The sequence below is a fragment of the Acinetobacter sp. SwsAc6 genome, from assembly GCF_013391565.1.
GTDB lineage: Bacteria > Pseudomonadota > Gammaproteobacteria > Pseudomonadales > Moraxellaceae > Acinetobacter > Acinetobacter cumulans.
Map to the genome: position 1 here is coordinate 1 of NZ_JACAXE010000021.1, position 21,461 is coordinate 21,461.

The following is a 21,461-nucleotide window of genomic DNA, read 5'->3' on the forward strand; positions in this document are numbered from 1 at the left end:
GATAGTCTTTTTCAGATTCAATCAATAATTGAACCGCTCTTTCTCTGATTTCAGGGGTATATTTTAATTTGGTCATCGGAACATTCTCTCAGAATACTGAGTCTCCGACAAACCCGGTACGGTTCAGAAAGTTAAATTGCTTGTCATGTCCAATATAGGTACATTGCCCATTATTCACCGTGACATTGGTCACTTCTATCGGTTCTGCTACATTCGAACGAATGGTAATTACTGGGGGTACTCCATGAGTATGTCCCTTGTTCATTCAATTCGACCGAAAAAGTTTCAGGTTCCAGCCCTGAACTGCATCCTTGAAAAGCCAATGCGGATAACGAGAGTAATGTGGTTAGACCCAAAGTTTTGATTAAGTTGTGCATTTTGGATTGCTCCTAAATATTGTATTCAGATGTAGAGATATGGATGATTTCCCTCAATTGATATCGAGAAGAGAAAGCCCTTACATCTGGGTAATATGTATTTGAAATTTCTTTATTTTTGAAAAGTACTCAACAGCAGATTTGATCGTTTTCACCCGTCCTCCAAATACTGAAGCTCATTAGGTTCTTTAGGAATTTCTGGCTTGACGTATTTTTGTAATAGCGATTCTGGAGACAAATAATTTTCTAGACCAAACTTAAATTTCCATATCGGTGATGTCAGCACATCTTTAAAAGGTACGGTGTCAACTTCCTCAACAGCATCATTGTTTTTCCAAAACACATTAACCGCACTTTTTTGCTTAAATGTATTCGGCTTTATGATTGGTGAGAGATACAATCTAGAAGTATTGTTCTTCCGATCAGGATTACCGTAGCGTATTAAATAAAAAAATATCCCATCCAAATTCAAGGTATTATTTTTGGGTGTAAATACATAGCCGACTTTAAGTTGGCCAAAGTTGTCTGCGAGGGTCTTAGCTAAATCAGGCGCAACCTTGATGATTAGTTCTGATTTAACCACAGAAGAAAAATATCGACTTTTCTGTTCAAAGTTAATTGTCATTAACTCTTTATCAGCATCATATTGGTAAGCGCCTTCGCTTCCGATCGAAGTAATATCAGGAGCAATATAATTCAAAGCTCTTTCCAATAATTCAGTATCATAGTCGATTACATTATTTAGGGAATTTTGCTGAGCTTGTTTAACTCGTTCCTCATAATCCTGTGTTTTTTCAAATTCCTGCTTGGGTTCAACCTTCGGAACTTGTAAAGCGCGTATATAGTTTATGGCGAGATTGTTAGCATATTTGAAATATTCATCATTACTTAAATCAACTAACATATCGTTGTCCAAGTTATGCCCTTGCATTCCAATAACAAGAAGCTGAAGCTTATCTAAATGTAATTGCTTCTTGATAAATTCATGATTTTCGGGGAAGTATAAATCATTCGCAAGCTTGCTCGGTTCTTTGTAATTGAGTACATTCATCTTTTCAGGATAAAAGTAAATCAAATTACTTCGCCGCACATCACTGTCTATTTTGTCCCAACTTTGATCAGGACTAATTTGTGCTTTCGGCACAATTACGGTTGGTGTTTCAGTGATATTCTGCAAAGCTTCACTGCTTTCTGTGGTTTGAGATTCTACAGCGGGATCACTTTCAGGCTGATCTTTACTAGAACAGGCACCCAGTCCCACCAATAAAATACATAAAGACAGACACTTTAATTTAGTTGTCATCGTGCATCTTTCTCTTTCATTGTCCGTAAGCACCTCTCAGCAATGACCAAGCTGGGCTCATGGTATTTTGATGTTCTTCTTGGAGTTCTGCTTTTTCTTCTGACGTGACTGTTCCGTAGAATAAGTAGCTCTACAAATCAGCGATAAAATGATTCAGATGTGCAGACCAATAAAGGAACAAGCGCCTTCATTGAGCGTTCCCCAATTGCTAAATTTTTAAAATAACGATTTATCTGGCGACGACAACGCCATAGAGAGTACTGGGGTAAAAAAGAGAATGAGTATTTAAGAGTGTAGTACGCATGGCGGACTCCTTGTGTGTATTAAAGAGTTCTACCAAATTACTGTCAAATAATGGTGGCAGAACGAGAGAGGGTTGACAGACTGACACACAAGAATCAGCACGCACAAGGCGTCCCTCCCTCGCCCTACCGCAACGGAGGAGGAACGAACGAGTTCGCCACCAAAAAATGACTCTTTTGATGTGCTTGTGTGTAAATGGTCTGTCAAAACCAACTGACCATGTGGGTCAGCAGGTTAAGGATAATTGGCAGGATTTAAAGTGTCAACGTTGTATTTTTTCTTGAACAATCAATTGAGTGTTTTCACTATACTTCTGATTCAGAATGACTATTGAATAATCAACACCATCTAAACTTCAACTGAAGTTATAAGTTCATCCTGAATTAAACAGCACACTCAATTATAATGGTGCTTAACGTTATTAAAGGAATCTGTGCATGCAGCGATTGAAGTGTATTGGAGGTCCACTGTATGGACTCGAATATTCACATTCGCAGGATAAGTTTACGTTCTTTGATAAACAAACGGGCGAAGATACCCTTTATTACAAACAAGTCTTAGACTTTACCCCACCTCAGTCATTCTTCATTGCAGAATCAATTTCTCCTGATTTTGCTCATGCACTGGCATTACAACTGATGGGGCAAAAATCTCATGCATAGCTTTGAATTTTATTTCAATTTGTGATCATGCTACGTTCACTGATCTTTTGAGTAATCCATGCATTGACCTCATGCGCAACCCACCCCACTCGATTACTGGTTAAATTAATCTGTTGAGGAAAGCTGGCATCGTAATACTTGGATTTAGGATCGAGCAGTGAATAAATGGTGGCACGACTCAATCCTGTGATTTCAACCAATTGCTTGATATTTAGGATTTGATTGATCTGAAATGTTTGTGAATTTAGCGCATTCATCTGATGGACTCCGATGTGGTATGAAGGCGTGCGTTCTGCACATATCATGTCCATCACCGTAAAAAAATAGGTACGCCTCGAAAGCCCACCGTATCCATTGAATTGGATACAAAGGTCAGTCATTTCGATTTACTTTAATGGGATTAGAATCACCATTTCTTGCCATTAAAGATTTTAAATCCACGTGTTGCGATGCAAATCTTATTCATCTGCTCACCTACACTCGATGCCGTATTTGGCAAGTCACCAAGATCATCCAATGGGTTATTAGGCTCAGGAAAGTTAAAAAGCCCATCTGGGTCAAATCCAAATGGATTGCCATTTGAGTGCTTTGTTTCTTCATCTGGAATTTGCAATAAAATCCCCATGCCATGAGTGGTATCCTGCCACAGTCTTAATAGATCAACTGAATAGTCAATATCATTGGAATAAAAGACTTTTTGAAAGGTCAGGTAGAATCTAATCACGTAACAGTTTCGAGTAGTGTCGCGAATTAAGTGATAATAGCTAAATATCACTTGTGCACGGAACCAAGGTAAGGATGTTAGCTTCTTTTCAAATGCCCGAAATGATTGAATCACTTGATCCACTGATTGCAACAGTTCAGTACCCACGGGATAACTCAGATAGAACTTTAAATCAGGCGCATCTACACTCAATTTGCTGACTTCTGAATAAAGTTCACGTAAATGATCAACTCTCTTCTCGTATTGCTCATTACATTGATTTAAAGCCTCATGGAAACCCGTTGTTGCAAACAATTGTTTCAGTTTATTTAATACATGCTCCGCCAGCCATTTTGCAGTATGTTTGGCAGTTGGATTAAAATAATGCTGACGTGAGTCGATTTGTTGCAACACAGTAAAATAGGCGTTTCTGAATTGTGTCACCCAGAAGCTGCAATCTGAATCTCGATGATGAAACATCAGCTCATTCCACTCTCGAAAATACACCAGCAAAACTTGAGCCGTTTGCTCAATGATTTTCTGGATATGTTCATCATGAGTCATGGGTGGTATTGGTGAACCAAATCGTACTTGGGCAAAGAAGCCATGTATATCTTGCTCTAAACGCGGCGCGGTCTGGTGTTCAATGTGTGTAATGTCCATGGAGAGTCCTATAAAGTGAAATTTTTTCATAGAACTGTCCACTCCATATTTTTTTACAGTTAAATGACGATTGGCTCATCCAATAAGTCATCTACATCTTGTTCAGACCAAATTCCTGCTTCTGCTGATATTGGATGATTGTTTTTATACTTACGCCCATGCTCGTGGTAAATGCCTTTAAAGAAAGTTCTTTTACCCAATGGCTTAATCAACATCCGCTGCATGAACTTTTCAGGCTGAGTCAGATAACGGGCTACATTCAAAGCATTCTGCATTTCTAAAGGCTGATTGCGATGAATCATGCCTATCCCCAATAAACCTCGATCAGCGTATTGTTTTTTCTTTTCAGGGGTATTGTTATTGAGTCCGTAACCCATATTCTGAGTTATCTCCTGCCACTTTTGAATCACTTCATTCGCTAAGTACCAGTCCTGACAACGCTCAGAACCGTTGTAGAGTAGCATCAGATGCGCATGGTAACCTTTTGAACTTCCCTGCTCCAATGCTAACCCATAACCCAATAAATGCTTAAAACAGCCATTTTTGTCTTTCAATAGATGACGCATTGACTCCATATGGCTATAGAAATCCAGCACCGTAATATTTGACATAGACGCTTTTAAATATCCCAAATCAACACGCACAACCAAAACCTTATAATGATCGTTAAGAATCCTCTGCACATATTCTAAAAAGCGGTCTTGATTCTCTTCCTCTTGCTGTTTAAACAACCGAACCTCAGCCAAGTGCTGTGACCTATGACTTCGTAACTGAATCTGTAAGTTGGATATCTCTATAGATGGTAACTGTGTCAGGTATTCTTCAATCCCTAAATCACCTCGATGAGCTTCAACTAATTGCACCACGTCTTTAAACGCACCAACCAAAGTACAGTATTCAATATCCTCTTGGTCAAAAACTTTAAATGCAGGGATCAATACACAAAGGTGAGCAATAAAGTCTGTCTGGTTAAAGCCATCATTCAGTTGGTAATCAACAAAGTTATTCACTGCAGTCATTACAGCAGCTTGATGGGAGAGATCGTATTGCAACATGTCTACATTATTCCTTAGTTATGTTTGATGCATAACTAAGGAGGAAGTGTTATTTATTATGTATACGTGATCTACAATGCAGATATCTATGATCTGTATAAGTGAATAGATGTAATGAGTTAATTAATAATATTATTTACCGACTTAGTCTGCAGACCAAAGGTAACAAAACTAACCTGTATATAAGGTAGTGTACTTTTCGCTCTCACTGCATTCATGTATTTTTACTCAAATATCCATTTACGAGAGTTAAGGCAGAAATTAGCTTTTATTGTTATTTTTTAGGATTGAACAGCCCATACCGCTTCTGATCCTCTAAGCTTAAATTCAACTCTTTGCAGTTAAGCGCATACTCTACAGGATCAACTGATATTTGCTCAAACTCAAGCATATGAAAGGCATCTTGTTCCTTTTTCTGCTTTCTCTCTTCAGCATCATAACGACAAAAATAAACTCGGTCACAGAGGTCTGAATTTTGTAATGGCAATACTGCATGATCAAAGTAAACTTTTGAATTCTCCAACTTGCGTACCTCTTTAATGAAAGGCTTCATTTCACTACGGAATAGTGCTTGGCAAATGGCAAATAAGATTTTTGCTCTTGATTCCTCAACTAGCTGCCTTTTCAAAGAGATTTGGATATTCTGGCTATTTCCTTTGTTAGATTCAACATTTGTATTGACTTCAGGTAATTTAATTTTAGTTAAATACTGATCAAACAGCCCTATCAAAGACATTGGCATTGGCGAGCTTAGCCATGTTTCTGCCTGGCCTAAATTGGAAATCATTAACTGAATAGAATAGTTGAGTAAAAAATCAATTCGAGCAACATTCGCTTGATCCGTATTCAATAATGATTTCCCCATACGAAAGCGGGGTATCACAAGTTGTATATACTGACCAAAATTCTCTTCAGATTTACTCACAAAATTAAATTCCTCTCGAATCGCATTACCCAGTTTACTTTGAATAGTTTGATCAACAACTTCATCGAATACTTTGGCAAGTTCATTCACAATACTATTGCAAGAAGATGATTCTTTTTTTGCTTGATCCAGTGCAGCCAGATATGGAATAAAATTAAATGCTTGTTCTACGATAGATGTATATTCATCGGGGAATCTCAAAAAGTAATAATGTCCAAATATTCGCTTTTCGCCCCAAATGGCAGCTGAAAGATTTAAGCAATACACAGGAGCAACTGAATTAAGTAAATTATTATTCAATGTTCCATCTAGTTTGGAGCGAAGAATTCCCATATCAAATAAGTCAGCAATTGCTCGTTGCAATGCATTACGGCTCATTCCAGTCCATTTAGATAATTCATACGTTCCAACATCAAAAACGATTCCATTAGCGTCACTAGACAGCACCATGTTCACTAAAACAAGCCACTGCTTATAATTGAGTTCCATCAACTCGTCAGCATTTTTTTGCTTATGGCTAATTTTGACATCAAACATTAAGCCAAATAAAATTTCCAAAAAATCATATCGTGGATAACTAGCGACAAGTTCAGAAGCCGTTTTTTTAAACCTCATTTTTTTTATACTTTGTTTAGTCGATTTATTCTCTTTTAACTTTCCTGCAAGTTGATCATCCTCTTTTGCTTTATCTAAAGCAATAATCAACTGATCAGATGGTTTCCACCTCCATCGATAACCAACTTGTCTTGGTAGTAGTACCTTATTCAACTTTATAACTTTTTCTTCTAGCTGCTCGCATAATCCTTTTTCAACCAATACATCTAATGATTTTTTTAATGTTAACCAATTCACCTTCACTTCTTTAGCCAAAGCTTTTAGGTCCGATATTGAAATTCTACGACCTCCATAACAGATCAATAATCTTAGAAAAATAATTCGATCAATCGGCGATAAAGTAATTTCCATATGCCTTAGCATAAGTATAGATATTGCCTTTAATTCCCCTTGTCTATTTAGCAATTTTTGGGGATTTTTCATAAAAACAACTATTATTGATTAATAACCATTATTTTAATTTAATATATAATGTTTATTAACATAAATAATTTGATATCGATTTAACCATCAATTTAATGATTTAAAATCGCTTTATCAGATATAACAATTGGAGCTAAAAATGGGACGCCCTCAAATTTACTTAAAAGATTGGTGTTTAGAAGACGGCCTACTTAAAGCTGAATTTCTGAAAAAGGAATCGGAAAATCCGAGAGGTCTTGTCATAAGAACCCACCAAGGTTACTCACCAAATTTCAATATCTATCCTCATTTTCAGTCAGGCAATGTTGACATTGGAATATTGAGTAATGGCTTATCAATCCAAGTCACTCAGAGCTGTTGTGAAAAGCTAAAAGCAAAATTCCGCACTTTCAAGAAAAATGACAAAGACAAAAACAAAGTTAAAAAGCAATATTACCTAGACCCTAAAACTGCGAATTTTTTATCTAAATTTAAAGAAGAAAATCACTTTGATCGTGAGGAGATTGTTATTGAATATCTAGTCCGAAAAAATCAAAGCCAAGAACTACAATTTGAACACTTTAAAAAAATAGACCAATCAACTATCCGTGTTCAAAACTTAAAAAATGAATTGGCAAATTGTAAAAACTTATGTGCACAAGCCGAAAACGATAAACTAGATTTACAAGTTCGCATTAATGAATTAGATGACCTCCTAGCCAGAGCATATGCTTTAAATGATTTCTTTAAAGAGACCTTGCAAGAACACAAAATTGATTTCCACCACCCTATAATTGATGATGAGACTGCTAGAAAGTATAAATTTGAAATCAGAAATAATTTACGAACACACTTAGATTGAAAAGTATTCTTGTTATTTACATTCTTATTTTAATGGGCACTAAATTACGCTTAGCTTAATGCCCCATTTTTAATCTAAACAATTGCAAACAAAACTAAAACTTAGTAACGTGGTTCCGTTAATTAGACCACTCAATTCAGTTTTATAAGTGATAAATCCGCTCTAAATATTTAAATTATGCTGCCATTACTTTTAGTAAATGTTGATCATAAAATTCATTCGGTGTTGCCTTATTCAAACTTGAATGAGGACGTATCTTGTTATAAAAATCCAAATATTCAGCAATTGATTGTTTCGCTTGTTTAACCGTATCGTAAGCCTTCAAATAAACTTCCTCATGCTTCACGCTGCGCCATAAACGCTCAATCATCACATTATCCATCCATCGTCCTTTCCCATCCATACTGATACGGATATTTCGCAATTTTAACTCATTCAAAAATGCCTCGCTTGTGAATTGACTGCCTTGGTCTGTATTGAACACCTCAGGACAACCATATTTCACAATTGCTTCTTGCAACGCATCTATGCAAAAGTCTGTTTCCATACTGATCGATACTCGATGAGCCAGTACTTTACGACTATGCCAATCTATAATTGCACATAGATAGACAAAGCCTTTAGCCATAGGAATGTACGTTATATCTGTACACCAGACTTGATTAGAGTGATCGATGACCATGTTTTTCAACAGATATGGGAAAATACGGTGTGCAAGATTAGGCTTACTGGTATTGGGTTTTGGATACAAGGCATGTATTCCCATCAAGCGCATTAAACGTCGGACTTTACGCCGACCTATTTGATGTCCTTGACGCTGTAGCATATCTCGTATCATTCGACTGCCCATAAATGGGTGGTCGAGATGAATTTCATCGATCAGACGCATCAAACTCCAATCAGTTGATGAAATCTCTTTGGGCTTGTAATACAACGTACTGCGATTGATTTGGATCAATTGCGATTGTTGTCGTACCGAAAGTTGATGGGTCTTATCGATCATTTTTTGCCGCTCAGCTGCCCTATTTTTCTGAGCGCACCTTCTAAAAAATCAATTTGCAATGCCTGATGTCCTATCTTGGCATGTAGAGCTTTGAGGTCAATCTCAGGTTCTTGTTGTGCTGTTGGTCGTGAAAAAATATTGACTGATTGTTCAAGCAGTTGATTTTTGCAATCAATGATTTGGTTTTGATGTAAATCGAATTGAGTAGAAAGTTCAGCGAGTGTGTAGTCGCCTTTAATTGCTGCGAGAGCAACTTTAACTTTAAACTCTGCTGAATGATTACGACGTTTTCTTCGTGTCATGGTTGACTCCAAAACAAGCATTTCCCATGCTTATTGGGGAGTAGATTATCACTTATAGGCGTGGTCTAAAATCCTAGAACCACATCACACGGCAAAGGGTCGCTACAGGTGTGCCAGATTCTGCCTGTTTCAAGATGGACATGATCTGACTATCAGTAAATTTAGATGTTTTCATGCAGAATCTCCTGCTCGTATCTTAAGAGAAAATTCTACTTTTAGATCCTATTATTTTTAGGGGGGATTACCCCACCGTACTGAATAGTGATCTAAAGCCATGAGTTGTCATTCGACCCGCATAGCCAGACCGCTTGATCACAGCCAAAATCGATTCACTACGCATAGGCTCTTTGTTATTTAATCTGTGTGGGAATAATAAGTTCTGGTTATGTGTTAAACGTAATGCCTGAAGCTCATCGATCATCATGTCTGTTAAAGGCACACGATGGGGTAAACCGTTCTTCATACGCTCAGCAGGGATATCCCACTTACGATCATCTACATCAAATTCATCCCAACGTGCTTGCAGTAACTCACTTACCCGAACGCCTGTAAGCATGATCAGAATAATCGCATGATGCGTTTGAGCATCGGCAGGATAGGCTTTAATACGTCTAAGAAATTCAGGCATATCTGAAGCAGGTAATGATGCTAAATTTTTCACACGCTTATTTTTTAGTGCATAGACCAAATCACCTGCAGGATTATCGTAGCGATAGCCGTGTGCAATAGCGTACTTCATGACCATGCCACAGCGAGATAAGGTACGTTTGGCTACTTCAAGTGAGCCTCTTGCCTCAATCTTTTTTATGATCTGTAAAATTTCAGGTGCTTGAATCTGATTAATACGCTTATTTTCTAATGAAAGATACAATTCATCTAGAGATGCTCTGACATTGCTAATGTGCTTCGGGGACCACGTTTCTTTCTGGTTCTCAAACCAATCTTCAGCTACTTCTTTAAAAAAAGGCTTTATGTCCTCATGAAGTACTGATTTTGAATGTTTATACTTAAGTTCATAAGCCATTTCTCTAGCTTTTTTCAAACTAAGTTCTGGGTATGGTCCTAGTGACTCAGATTGACGCTACCCATGAACAGTATAGCGGACATTCCAATACTTCTGACCTTTAGTCGCAATAATCAGCGATAAACCATGTGAATCTGATAGACGATATTGCTTGTCTTTCGGTTGGGCTTTTCTACATTCTGCATCTGTGAGTGACATATCTTTAACCAGAATTTGTTGTGTTAATTTCTGGGTAAATTTTGCCAATTTTTACCCACACAAAGCAAAAATAGGGTCAAATCGCTTAGGACAGTATCGGACAATACAGCCAATAAAAAAGCCCTTAAACATTGAGTTTAAAGGCTTTTTTTATATTCCGATGGACTACTTCGGAAAGAATTTTGGTGGAGGTGGCGGCAACTTAACTGAAACTAAAATTCGCTAATATGTATTAAATTAACTACTCTACATTTTTATACATTAATTGATCCAAATAATCAGACCATGCTTGCATCATCACTGTACGCTCTTCTAAATACTTTGTACGGTTGTATGCTCTGCCATGCATATCACGAACCTGATGAGCAAGTTGCTGTTCAATCCTTTCGATAGGAAACTTTAATACCTCATCCAATAAAGTTCTGGCTGTAGCCCTAAAGCCATGACCTGTCGTTTCACCATTTTCAAAACCATATTGCTTTAACCGCTTGTTAATAGTTGACTCACTAATCGTTTTAGACTGATCTCGCATCGATACAAAGCAATACTCGGTATAACCTGTCATCTGGTGTAATTCTTTAAATAAGGTTATTACTTGATCTGACAGAGGAACAATATGCTGTAATGCTGTCTGATTCTTCGTCTTAGGAGGAGTGTATTTCCAAACTCGATTTTCAAAATCAATGTCTGCCCACTTCGCGCCCCTCAACTCTCCTGGACGTACAAAAACATGGGGTAAAATTTTTACAGCATAATCTATCGCGATATCACCCCGACCAACACTATTATAAATATTCCTTAATAACTGTCCTAACAACTGCTCATCTGTGACCGCAGATCTATGCTTGGTTTTACCAACTTTTAAAATCCCACTGATTTGGTCTGCCACATTAAATTGGCATAAGCCTAAAGCAATCGCATAACGAAAGACTTGGGATGCTTTGCTTCTCATACGCTTTGCTGAATCTGTCTTACCTTGCCTTTCGTATATACGACACACTTCTAAAATTTGCGATGGTGTAATACTGTCTATCGGATAATCTCCAATTGCAGCATACAACTTATCCCAAACAAATTGATTCCTTCGCTGAGTGCTAGGCTCCAACTCTTCTGTTTTACGATATTCATTTGCGATTAGCTTAAAAGTATTTTTTTTATGCGTTATTTCAGCTTCTCGTTTTTTCTGCATGGCAGGATCAATATTCTGAACAAGCTGTTCTCTGAACTCGCCTCGTTTTGCACGTGCTGATGCTAATGTACAGCTTGGATAAACACCAATTGCGATAGTAGCTCTTTTCTTTGTAATTGGGCGAACATAATCAAAGCGCCAATATGCCCCACCTTTTGTATCTAATAACAGATAAAGGCCGCCACCATCTGAAAGCTTAATATTTTTTTCAGATGATTTCTTTTGCATTGATATTGCTGATTTAATTTTTGAGTCAGTAAGACTAACAACGAGTTTAGGCATCTTTTTACGGTATATTTTTGCAAGAAACGGGATATACCGTAAAAAATACCGTAAAACTTTACGGTATCCTAAAACGCCTTCGGACATTATCGGACAATAGAAGTACGTAAGCTATTTATTTTTAATGATTTTCGTATTTCTTCGGATGAGGTAAAACAGTGAAATGGTGCGCTCAGCGGGACTCGAACCCACGCCACAGGCTTCGGAGACCTGTACTCTATCCAGTTGAGCTATGAGCGCGCGTGCACATCATATCAAAAAATTCTCTCAGGTAAAGCAACTATATATAAGTCTTGCATATTAGTGTCTACGCTTTGTACAAAGTTCTATATTTGCAACTCAGAATTCCATCCCATTTACTTGGTTTATTTGCCTAGATCGCTCACAATAACCACATTATTCACCAAGTGAGAACCACATGACTGATGCACTGACACTCAGGGAACTGTCAAAAACCTATAAAAATGGGTTTCAAGCTTTAAAAGGCATTAATTTGACGGTGCCCGAAGGTGAGTTTTATGCCCTACTTGGCCCAAACGGTGCAGGCAAATCAACCACGATTAGCATCATCAGTTCTTTGACCAAAAAAACTTCTGGAACAGTTGAGATTTTTGGCCATAACTTGGATACCCATCCTTCACATGCAAAACAACAGCTAGGTGTCGTTCCTCAAGAATTTAACTTTGGGCAGTTTGAAAAAACCTTCGACATTTTAGTCACTCAAGCTGGTTATTATGGCATTCCTAAAAAAATTGCAGAAAAACGTGCAGAAGAATATTTAGAAAAGCTTGGTCTCTGGGAAAAACGTAGCACTCAAGCACGTATGCTTTCTGGCGGTATGAAACGCCGCCTAATGATTGCCCGCGCCATGATGCATGAACCAAAACTGTTAATTCTTGATGAACCAACAGCAGGTGTCGATATTGAATTGCGCCGTTCAATGTGGGACTTCCTGACAGAAATAAATGAAAAAGGCACTTCCATCATTCTCACCACACATTATTTAGAAGAAGCTGAAGTACTGTGCCGTCGCATTGCAATTATTGACCGCGGTGTGATTAAAGAAGATACCAGCATGAAAGGCTTCTTAAGCCAGTTAAATGAAGAAACCTTTATTTTTGATTTAGCTGAGCCTATTCAGCCACTTCTGATCGATATTATTGGTGTGCGTTTTAATTTGGTCGACCCTATGACACTTGAAGTGACCATGGATAAATCTCACAATTTGAATGATTTATTCCAGCTGATGCAAGCACAGAATATTCAAGTTCGTAGTATGCGCAATAAATCAAACCGCTTAGAAGAACTCTTTGTAAAAATGGTTGAAAAAAATCTTGAGGGCGCAGCACAATGAATTTCTCCCAGCTCCAAGTCGCACTTTATACCCTCGTTTATAAAGAAATCCGCCGTTTCATGCGGATTTGGCCACAAACACTACTTCCACCTGCAATTACCATGAGTCTGTATTTTGTGATTTTCGGCAATTTAGTCGGTTCACGTATCGGTACGATGGGTGGCTTTACCTATATGCAATTTATTGTGCCTGGCCTAATTATGATGGCAGTGATTACGAACAGCTACGCCAATGTATCATCCAGTTTTTTCAGTGCTAAATTTCAAAAAAGCATTGAAGAGCTGATTACGAGCCCAGTACCGTTGCATATGATTTTATGTGGCTATGTGATTGGTGGTGTTTGCCGTGGTGTATTGGTCGGTATTATTGTTACTGCAATGAGCCTATTTTTTACCGACTTATATATTACCAATTGGTTTGTAACTATATATACAGTATTAGTCACTTCCCTACTTTTCTCATTGGGCGGGTTTATCAATGCTGTCTACGCAAAATCATTTGATGACATATCCATTATCCCAACTTTTGTACTCACACCACTGACTTATTTAGGTGGCGTATTTTATGCAATTTCAGCATTAAGCCCTTTTTGGCAAAATCTTTCTTTAATTAACCCTGTGGTATACATGGTCAACGCTTTTCGTTATGGTATTTTGGGCCATAGCGATGTCAATGTTGCTATTTCATTGACTGTTATTACAGCCTGCTGTGCTGTGTTGTATACCGTAGCTTATCAACTCCTCTCCCGCGGTTCAGGAATGCGTGAATAATGACTGTAGAACAATCACTTTTAGGTAAAGACACCAATTACCCAACTGAATATCAGCCCGATATTCTATTCCCGATCGCTCGTGCACCTGCACGTGAGACTTATGCACATGTTGAAGGCATTCAACAAGGTAAAGACTGGTGGCATGTTTTTGAAATTTCATGGCTCAATGCAATGGGCATTCCACAAGTTGCAATTGGCCGACTCACTTTACCTGCATCATCAACCAATCTCATCGAATCTAAATCATTAAAGCTCTACTTTAATAGTATGAACTTTACCAAGTTCGACTCTAAAGATGCCTTTATTGCAACCGTAGAGAAAGATTTATCACAAGCCGCTCAAGCACCTGTGACGATTGATCTATTTGCTGCTAATGATTTAGCCATTGCACAACCTGAAGGTATTTGTATTGATACGCTTCAACCGGAGCGCTTAGAAGAACATCCTGATGCCTCTTTATTACAATTTGATGCAAGTGATGAGCACGTTGAAGTCCAACTTTATTCACATTTATTAAGAAGTAACTGTCCAGTCACTGGACAACCGGACTGGGGCACTGTATTTATACGTTATAAGGGTAAAAAGCCTTGTTACAAAAGTATCTTGGCCTATATTATCTCTTACCGTCAGCACAATGGTTTTCACGAGCAATGTGTAGAACAAATGTATGCTGATATATGGCAGAACCTGAAACCAGAACAACTGATGGTTTATGCCACTTATACACGTCGCGGTGGTTTAGACATTAATCCTTGCCGTGTATCGGACCCAACATGGATGCCTCGCCCAATTCGATTGGCGCGTCAATAAAATAAAGAACATTGAGGTTTAATAAGATGCCATTTTTTGGTTTTATTCCTTCAGAGGAACTTCTCAGCAGTATTCAAGAAGGTCATGCAAAGAAAAATTCAAGCGAAACACTTTATCCACTACGTGATAAAACTGCTCTGCTGATTAACGAAGAAATTATTGGAGCGACAATATTAGCTCCAGTACATCTATTCCCAGCCAGCGACAAACGTGATACCGCCGAGAAATTAGCGGGTTACGTAAAGTCCACAGTTGCAGTATTACTGAAACAACTTTTAAGCAAAGCTTCGAATGATGTAGTTAAACAATCGATTGAATTTTCTGAACGGAGCTTATTTAAAGATGCAGCTGGTGCACATCGTGTCGGCTTTAGCCTGGATACAAGCTTGGTAACCAACCTTAAAAATAGCTTTGCTGAAATCAAAAGTGGCGCAGATGTAAATAAAGCTGCACTTGCAGAATTGTATAAACAATTTGCAGAAGCAGCCGTACGTCATTTTATGAATGATTTTAATAAAACTTTAGATTTGGGCATGATCAAACGCAAAGCAGCGGATATCGGCTCATCTGCTGTGATTAAAGCCATCCATATTGCAATTGATAAAATCTTCCCAAATTTGACCAAAGATGAACTTATAGCACTTGCTGAAGCACATGACGATATGTTCAATACGAACTAAATATTGTCTTTCACAAAAAACCTAGCCTAGCTAGGTTTTTTTGTATGAATAACCATACTATCACGGATGAAGAACAGATCACGTGATAGCATCGCGCCCAACTTCATGTGGGCGGATGATAACGATTATGCCTTTACAATCAGATATTCAGCTAAAATTTTTACGCCATTCTCCACGCGATGGGCTCAGCATCAAAAATGAGCATCGATTTTTCACACGTATTCATCTAGATCCGTGGCTATGCCTTTTTATACTGCTGACTGCTTGTCTCGGCTTAATGACCTTATATAGTGCTTCAGGTCAAAATACGTCTATGGTTTTAAAACAAGCCATGAGTTTCGGCATTGGATTTGCCGTCATGTTTTTTCTAGCACAAATCCCACCTAAAATTTACCAAGCATTATCACCATTTTTTTATGTTTTTGGTTTGTTGTGCCTATTTGCAGTATTTGCATTTGGTGAAGTCCGCCTTGGCGCTAAGCGTTGGATTGGTATCCCTGGATTCGGCAGTGTGCAACCCAGTGAGTTTATGAAAATTGCTATACCAATGGCTGCCGCATAGATTTTATCCAGAGCATCCATCCCACCTGCTATGAGTAAAATTTTTAAAACATTATTGCTGACTTTCGTTCCATTTTTACTGATTGCGAAACAACCTGACCTCGGAACCTCCGCATTGGTCTTAGCAAGCGGGATTTTTATTTTATTTTTAAGTGGCTTGTCGTGGAAATTAATTGGTAGTGCAACGGCGCTCATTTCTATTATTGTCCCTATGCTTTGGGAATTTTTACTACATGACTACCAAAAAACTAGAGTCCTGACGTTATTTAATCCTGAAGCAGATGCTCTAGGTGCAGGCTGGAACATTATTCAATCCCAAATAGCCATTGGATCTGGTGGATTCTTTGGAAAAGGTTACTTAAATGGCACGCAGTCTCACCTTCATTTTTTACCTGAAGGGCATACAGGTTTTATTATTGCTGCTTTTTCTGAAGAATTTGGACTGATGGGCATCATTATTTTATTTTCACTTTATTTGTCCATTATTTTACGAACACTGCAAATTAGCATGCAATCCTTTCATCATTATGGAAAATTGCTCGCAGGTGGCTTAGGTTTGTCCTTTTTTGTATACATTTTTGTAAATGCAGGAATGGTTAGCGGTATATTACCTGTAACGGGTATTCCTCTGCCGTTTATGAGTTATGGCGGAACTGCAATCATTACTTTGATGGCATCTTTTGGCATCGTCATGTCGATTTACACCCACAAATAATATTCGTGGAATTGAGTTTTTATGCATACACACTTTTATAACAAACTGAAAAGCATTTTATTAATTACTGGCGCGTTATCGCTGACCAGCTTTTGCCAAGCCAACGACTTTCAATCCAACCCTGCTTACCCCAGCTTTAAACAAAAAACCATGCAAACCTATGGTTTAACAGCCGAACAGGTTGATTGGGCGATGAATGGTGCGAAAAATATACCCAACATTATTAGTATTATGAACAGACCTGGTGAAAGCAAACCATGGTATGACTATAAAACCAACTTTTTAGCCAACAGCACGATTCAGCGTGGTGTCCGCTTTAAACAACAATATTCCGACACACTCAATCGTGCTGAACAGCAATTTGGTGTACCGCAATCGGTTATTTTAGGCATTTTAGGTGTAGAAACAGGCTTTGGCTCAAATAAGGGTTCATTCGTGACCCGTGATGCGCTCGCAACCCTAGGTTTTGGCTATGAACGTCGTGCTACTTATTTCCAAGATGAGCTAGCAGCTTTAATCGCTTGGTCATACCGCGATGGGATTCCAACCAACTCGGTAGTTGGCTCATACGCTGGCGCAGTGGGTTACCCACAGTTTATGCCGAGCAATGTAGCCAAACTCGGTGTCGACTACGACGGCAATGGTCATGTTGACCTTAGAAATTCCGCTGTAGATGCCATCGGCTCGATTGCAAATTATTTAGCACAACATGGCTGGCAACGTGACCAACCGATTGCATTTGCAGCCCGTTATGCTGGCAATAATCCAGATAGCGTTATTTCTAAAGATTTAACACAGCCCGTACCCTACGGTGTGTTAAAGGCTCAAGGCATTAGCCCATTGAATCCTATCGTAAAAATAGATGACTTAGATCTTGTGAATGTCATTCAATTGCAAGACAGTTATGGGCCAATTTATTACATTACCTACCCCAATTTTCAAGTCATTACCACCTATAACAAAAGTCGTATGTATGCCACTGCTTTATGGCTCCTAGGTAACGAAATTACAAGCCAATAAGGCTTGTAATTTAAAACTGACAAAAAATGTCAACATTTTTTTTAGACAATTTGATCACATTTCGCACTTTTTACATATATTGTTACAATATTGATTATTTTTTATACAACAAATGTTATTTTTTCGTACAATTTTAAATTATTTTAATTAAACACTAGACAGCGGAATCGGAGGATGAATATTATCCATTTCGTTAAATGTAGTTGCAAAAGTGAAATATCAGACATGTTGGTATGAATATCAATCACTTGAATGATTCATGCTAAATGTCCTTGGGAGATAAACAATGCAGTCGTCGATTATTAAATATATCTTAGCGGTCGCTACCACAGTTGCCCTGAGTCAATCGCAAGCTGAGATGGTTCAATCATCATCATTCAATAATGATAATGATCATTCACGTCTAGCCGCTCGTGCCCTCAACAAAGAAGCACAGAGCTTTAATTCAAATTTTAAAAACCTAAGCAGCCTTTCAATCACTGAGCGTTCTGGCGATAAAATTCGTCGCGAAACAATCGCTGCTAAAATTGAGATTCCTGAAGACGAGCCTTCAGTGATTGAAAAACTGAACGATGTTGCATCAAACACCGTACGTCGCTTTAGCCAAACAGGTACAGCGTCATGGTATGGTCGTCAATTCCACGGTCGTAAAACTGCCAGTGGTGATACATTCGATATGAATGCATTGACAGCAGCACATCGTAGCTTGCCACTCAACTGCTTTATTCGTGTAACGAATAAAAACAATGGCAAAAGTATTGTTGTAAAAGTAACAGATCGCGGTCCATTCCACGGCAACCGAATCTTAGACTTGTCTTATGGTGCTGCAAAACAACTCGGCATTACCAACAGTGGTACAGCAAGAGTCAATATTGAACGTGTAGATGGTCCATCTTCATAAGGCTCCCTATGAATTTGCATACATTTAACAAAAAAACCGCTTATGCGGTTTTTTTTATATCTTGTGTTTATAAATGGGCTTCACGTATATCAGCTCCGCCCTATCTTGATCCAACATTTTTTAGCTTCGTTTTGACCAACACATCAAACTGAATTATATTTTTAGCTATACCCGATTAAACTACGCGAAGGACATCGCAATGAAAACTATTCAGGAATGGTTTGATGAATATAGCGAAAGCCACCAAGATCCCACTAATAAATTAATGCATTGGGTCTGCGTGCCAACCATCTACTTTTCCATCATCGGCATCTTGGCTAATTTTAGTGTGTTGTTGGCGGCATTAGTGTTTATTTTAGCCCTCATTTTTTATGCGCGTTTAGATGTCGTATTAGCCATTGCAATGGCTGCCCTCACCTTGGTCATGGCATGGCTTATTTTTCTCTTACCGAAGGGCTTTGGTTTATATATTTCGCTGTTTGTTTTGGCATGGATTGGCCAATTTTATGGACATAAAGTTGAAGGGAAAAAACCTTCTTTCTTTAAAGATCTTCAATTTCTCCTGATTGGCCCTATTTGGTGCCTAGATACATACCTTGGTAAAGTTAGCGCAAAATGGAAAACACGCCATAAAACGCAAATGAAGAGCATTTAGCACATATATTTTTTTATTATGCTGAAAATTACTTTTTAAAATGTATTTTTCAGCTTTTTTAGTCTATTTCAATATGCAATTCGAAGGGTTTAAGCAAAGTTAAAATAAATACAGCAATCCATAAAAAAACAATAAACTTGCCACAATACTGAGGAGCATTTTTTGGGTGATTGCTGTTATTAAAATGCAAAAAATAGCACCATAAATATATTCATTATGCCCCATGCCTTTCCATGTAGCATGATCAAAAAACACGATAGGTGTTGCAATTGAAATCATTAAACAGGGGGCAGCATATTTCAGCATACACATCATAAATTTAGGCACAACAACACCTGTTTTCGGCTCCAAAAAAAGATAACGATTAAAAAATGTCACCATTACAAGACTGATTAATAATACCCAACTCATGTTTAAGCCTCCTGCAATGTATCGAGACATGCTGAAACACACATACCGCTCAACCCAGCAAGTAAAATCGCCACATCCAATTGCATCCACGTTAAAACAATGGCCATAACAGCAGAAACACATATCCCAACGATCGCAATTTTATTTTTAATGAGAAGAATCGCCATCACAATAAAAATGGCCACAATAGAAAATTCCAAATGAAAGCTATTTAAATTGGGAATCCGAGTAACCAAACGTATTCCTACAAGGCTAAAACCCACCCAACAGACATAAAAGCTCAAGCCAGCCCCAAGTAAATACCAATATGGACGGTGATGTTTTAACATTGCTGTCGCGTATAGCTCATCTGTCAGTAAAAAGCCAATCGTGATGCGTTGAATAAGTGGCCTATGACCGATGTCTTTTTGAAGTTGTAATGCATATACAAAATGCTGACTGGTGAGAAAAAAATAGTTAACACAATACTAAAAATTGATGCGCCTGCAGTCAGCATACTTAAACTGACCAGTTGCGCAGCGCCAGCAAATACCATGCTGACATTCCTAAGGCTTGCATAAATGTTAATCCAGCATGCACAGCAACAGAACCTGCCAGCACAGCCCAAGGAATAACAGCAATTGATAATGGCAATATATCTTTCATGCCATGCAAAAAACCTAAAGATGGGTGTTTATTATCCTTACAATCTGACCTATTCATCGCCAACGACTCAATTCAACATTTTGACCTTGCCAATATGCAACTTCAGCACGTGTGATACTTGTACAAAATTGCTCATGTATTTATTCAAATAGTGGAATCACACGTTGAATAAGCTTCAATTGTCTTAACACAAGATCATCTTATTTATGATGCAATGTATATTGAGCAGGTGTACAGCCTAAGGATTTTTTAAAATGTCGATTAAAATGGCTTTGATCTGAAAATCCGCACAATTGCGCTGTAATGGCAATCTCTTGACCCTGTTTTAATAATTTTAATGATTTACGTAAACGGCACTGGATGAGCCATGCATGTGGTGGCAATCCTGTATGCTTTTTAAACTGTCGTAACAAATACCACTGGCTTAAGCCCACCATTTGCGCTAAATCCGCAAGCTGGTGCTCTTTTTCTGGCTCAGCGACTAAAAGATCTTGAATAATTTTTATTTTATCCTGCACCTCGGTGCATATTTTAAGTTGTTGTTTTTGTTTAGCATACTTACTGCACAAATAGGCCACAGTTGACACATATAAACTTTGTTTAAACAACACATTTTTAGGTTGTATTAACAAGTCAAAGAGTAAATTTAATTGTTCAGCTAGCCCCTGATCATGTATGACGGCTTCAGGAAACCAAGGTGCCATACTACGCTCATTAAAAAAATCGTAGCTCATCTCTTTGATCATTTCAGGTGTTGGATAAATAGCTCGATAACACCAACCCGTTTCAACAGCCGATGATCCCGTATGCACCTCATCAGCATTGACTAAAATAATGTCACCTTTGGGTGCAATATGTTGAGAGCCCGTACGTAAGAATGATTGCGCACCTTCATCAATCAAACCAATACAATAGCCCTCATGTGTATGTTTTGAAAAATGTGTTTGTTGATAGGATGCTTTTAAGAGCTCTAAACCTCCCAACTCTTGGACATGCCAATAATCTACAAACTCAATCACATTAGTATCTTGCATACTCATTCCTATGCGCTAAGAATTTACATTAGCAA

Annotated in this window: 18 protein-coding genes, 1 tRNA gene and 3 pseudogenes; 10 read left to right on the top strand and 12 right to left on the bottom strand. The window is 38.1% G+C overall.

Annotation, left to right across the window (positions count from 1 at the left end; genetic code table 11):
* Positions 1-528: 528 nt before the first annotated feature.
* The gene (locus tag HYG93_RS13170) at positions 529-1,680 is read right to left on the bottom strand and encodes a hypothetical protein (RefSeq protein WP_178962542.1); all 1,152 of its coding nucleotides are present in this window, start codon (positions 1,678-1,680) and stop codon (positions 529-531) included.
* Between the two features lie 740 nt (positions 1,681-2,420).
* On the opposite strand from HYG93_RS13170, the gene HYG93_RS13175 reads away from it, so the two are divergent.
* Positions 2,421-2,645, top strand: coding sequence for a hypothetical protein (locus HYG93_RS13175; RefSeq protein WP_178962543.1), 225 nt, complete (start codon positions 2,421-2,423; stop codon positions 2,643-2,645).
* A gap of 14 nt (positions 2,646-2,659) precedes the next feature.
* On the opposite strand, the gene HYG93_RS13180 is transcribed toward HYG93_RS13175, so the two are convergent.
* The 4 genes from HYG93_RS13180 to HYG93_RS13195 all read right to left on the bottom strand — a co-directional run bounded on the left by HYG93_RS13180 (position 2,660) and on the right by HYG93_RS13195 (position 7,029).
* A complete protein-coding gene (locus tag HYG93_RS13180) occupies positions 2,660-2,902 on the bottom strand; it encodes an AlpA family transcriptional regulator (protein ID WP_178962544.1) in 243 nt (80 codons plus the stop codon).
* Between the two features lie 149 nt (positions 2,903-3,051).
* Entirely contained in the window at positions 3,052-4,011 is a 960-nt protein-coding gene (locus HYG93_RS13185; RefSeq protein WP_178962545.1) for a hypothetical protein, read from the bottom strand.
* A gap of 59 nt (positions 4,012-4,070) precedes the next feature.
* Positions 4,071-5,066 (bottom strand): inovirus-type Gp2 protein, encoded by a 996-nt coding sequence (locus tag HYG93_RS13190; RefSeq protein WP_256733476.1) that lies wholly within the window; start codon positions 5,064-5,066, stop codon positions 4,071-4,073.
* A gap of 274 nt (positions 5,067-5,340) precedes the next feature.
* The gene (locus HYG93_RS13195; RefSeq protein ID WP_178962546.1) at positions 5,341-7,029 is read right to left on the bottom strand and encodes a hypothetical protein; all 1,689 of its coding nucleotides are present in this window, start codon (positions 7,027-7,029) and stop codon (positions 5,341-5,343) included.
* Positions 7,030-7,168: 139 nt separating this feature from the next.
* Here HYG93_RS13195 and HYG93_RS13200 point away from each other — a divergent pair, with 139 nt between their 5' ends.
* On the top strand, positions 7,169-7,870 hold the full coding sequence (locus HYG93_RS13200; RefSeq protein WP_178962547.1) for a hypothetical protein: 702 nt from the start codon (positions 7,169-7,171) through the stop codon (positions 7,868-7,870).
* A gap of 175 nt (positions 7,871-8,045) precedes the next feature.
* Here the strand turns inward: HYG93_RS13200 and HYG93_RS13205 are convergent.
* The 4 genes and pseudogenes from HYG93_RS13205 to HYG93_RS13220 all read right to left on the bottom strand — a co-directional run bounded on the left by HYG93_RS13205 (position 8,046) and on the right by HYG93_RS13220 (position 12,108).
* Positions 8,046-9,175 (bottom strand): IS3 family transposase gene (locus HYG93_RS13205; RefSeq protein WP_117007537.1). Its coding sequence is split into 2 segments (ribosomal slippage): positions 8,046-8,923 and positions 8,923-9,175, totalling 1,131 coding nucleotides; the frame shifts between segments, so codons are not numbered across the junction.
* Between the two features lie 247 nt (positions 9,176-9,422).
* A pseudogene (locus tag HYG93_RS13210) lies at positions 9,423-10,397 on the bottom strand (tyrosine-type recombinase/integrase); the annotation flags it as partial.
* Positions 10,398-10,638: 241 nt separating this feature from the next.
* Complete coding sequence (locus HYG93_RS13215; RefSeq protein WP_117007536.1) at positions 10,639-11,868, bottom strand: integrase arm-type DNA-binding domain-containing protein; 1,230 nt, start codon at positions 11,866-11,868, stop codon at positions 10,639-10,641.
* A 164-nt stretch (positions 11,869-12,032) separates the two neighbouring features.
* Positions 12,033-12,108: transfer RNA gene (locus HYG93_RS13220), tRNA-Arg, on the bottom strand.
* 178 nt (positions 12,109-12,286) lie between these two features.
* Between HYG93_RS13220 and HYG93_RS13225 the strand changes: the two genes are divergently transcribed.
* The 8 genes and pseudogenes from HYG93_RS13225 to HYG93_RS13260 all read left to right on the top strand — a co-directional run bounded on the left by HYG93_RS13225 (position 12,287) and on the right by HYG93_RS13260 (position 19,336).
* Positions 12,287-13,222 carry an ABC transporter ATP-binding protein gene (locus HYG93_RS13225; RefSeq protein WP_106985877.1) on the top strand — a complete coding sequence of 312 codons (936 nt, stop codon included), beginning with the start codon at positions 12,287-12,289 and terminating at the stop codon, positions 13,220-13,222.
* Positions 13,219-13,992, top strand: coding sequence for an ABC transporter permease (locus tag HYG93_RS13230; RefSeq protein ID WP_178962548.1), 774 nt, complete (start codon positions 13,219-13,221; stop codon positions 13,990-13,992). Before HYG93_RS13225 ends, HYG93_RS13230 begins: the two co-directional genes overlap by 4 nt.
* Positions 13,992-14,804 (top strand): NADPH-dependent 7-cyano-7-deazaguanine reductase QueF, encoded by an 813-nt coding sequence (gene queF, locus HYG93_RS13235; protein ID WP_106985879.1) that lies wholly within the window; start codon positions 13,992-13,994, stop codon positions 14,802-14,804. The genes HYG93_RS13230 and queF overlap by 1 nt, the downstream gene beginning before the upstream one ends.
* A 26-nt stretch (positions 14,805-14,830) precedes the next feature.
* Positions 14,831-15,484, top strand: a complete 654-nt coding sequence (locus HYG93_RS13240; protein ID WP_178962549.1) for a hypothetical protein — start codon at positions 14,831-14,833, stop codon at positions 15,482-15,484.
* Positions 15,485-15,611: 127 nt separating this feature from the next.
* Positions 15,612-16,760: pseudogene (gene rodA, locus HYG93_RS13245) on the top strand (rod shape-determining protein RodA).
* 21 nt (positions 16,761-16,781) lie between these two features.
* A complete protein-coding gene (gene mltB, locus HYG93_RS13250) occupies positions 16,782-17,780 on the top strand; it encodes a lytic murein transglycosylase B (protein ID WP_106985881.1) in 999 nt (332 codons plus the stop codon).
* Between the two features lie 286 nt (positions 17,781-18,066).
* Positions 18,067-18,681, top strand: a complete 615-nt coding sequence (locus HYG93_RS13255) for a septal ring lytic transglycosylase RlpA family protein (protein ID WP_106985882.1) — start codon at positions 18,067-18,069, stop codon at positions 18,679-18,681.
* A gap of 199 nt (positions 18,682-18,880) precedes the next feature.
* Entirely contained in the window at positions 18,881-19,336 is a 456-nt protein-coding gene (locus tag HYG93_RS13260) for a DUF962 domain-containing protein (RefSeq protein ID WP_106985883.1), read from the top strand.
* A 99-nt stretch (positions 19,337-19,435) separates the two neighbouring features.
* On the opposite strand, the gene HYG93_RS13265 is transcribed toward HYG93_RS13260, so the two are convergent.
* The 3 genes and pseudogenes from HYG93_RS13265 to HYG93_RS13275 all read right to left on the bottom strand — a co-directional run bounded on the left by HYG93_RS13265 (position 19,436) and on the right by HYG93_RS13275 (position 21,426).
* The gene (locus HYG93_RS13265; RefSeq protein ID WP_106985884.1) at positions 19,436-19,747 is read right to left on the bottom strand and encodes an AzlD domain-containing protein; all 312 of its coding nucleotides are present in this window, start codon (positions 19,745-19,747) and stop codon (positions 19,436-19,438) included.
* Between the two features lie 2 nt (positions 19,748-19,749).
* Positions 19,750-20,449, bottom strand: a pseudogene (locus HYG93_RS19690) (AzlC family ABC transporter permease).
* A 143-nt stretch (positions 20,450-20,592) separates the two neighbouring features.
* Positions 20,593-21,426, bottom strand: a complete 834-nt coding sequence (locus HYG93_RS13275; protein WP_106985885.1) for an AraC family transcriptional regulator — start codon at positions 21,424-21,426, stop codon at positions 20,593-20,595.
* Positions 21,427-21,461 lie beyond the last annotated feature (35 nt).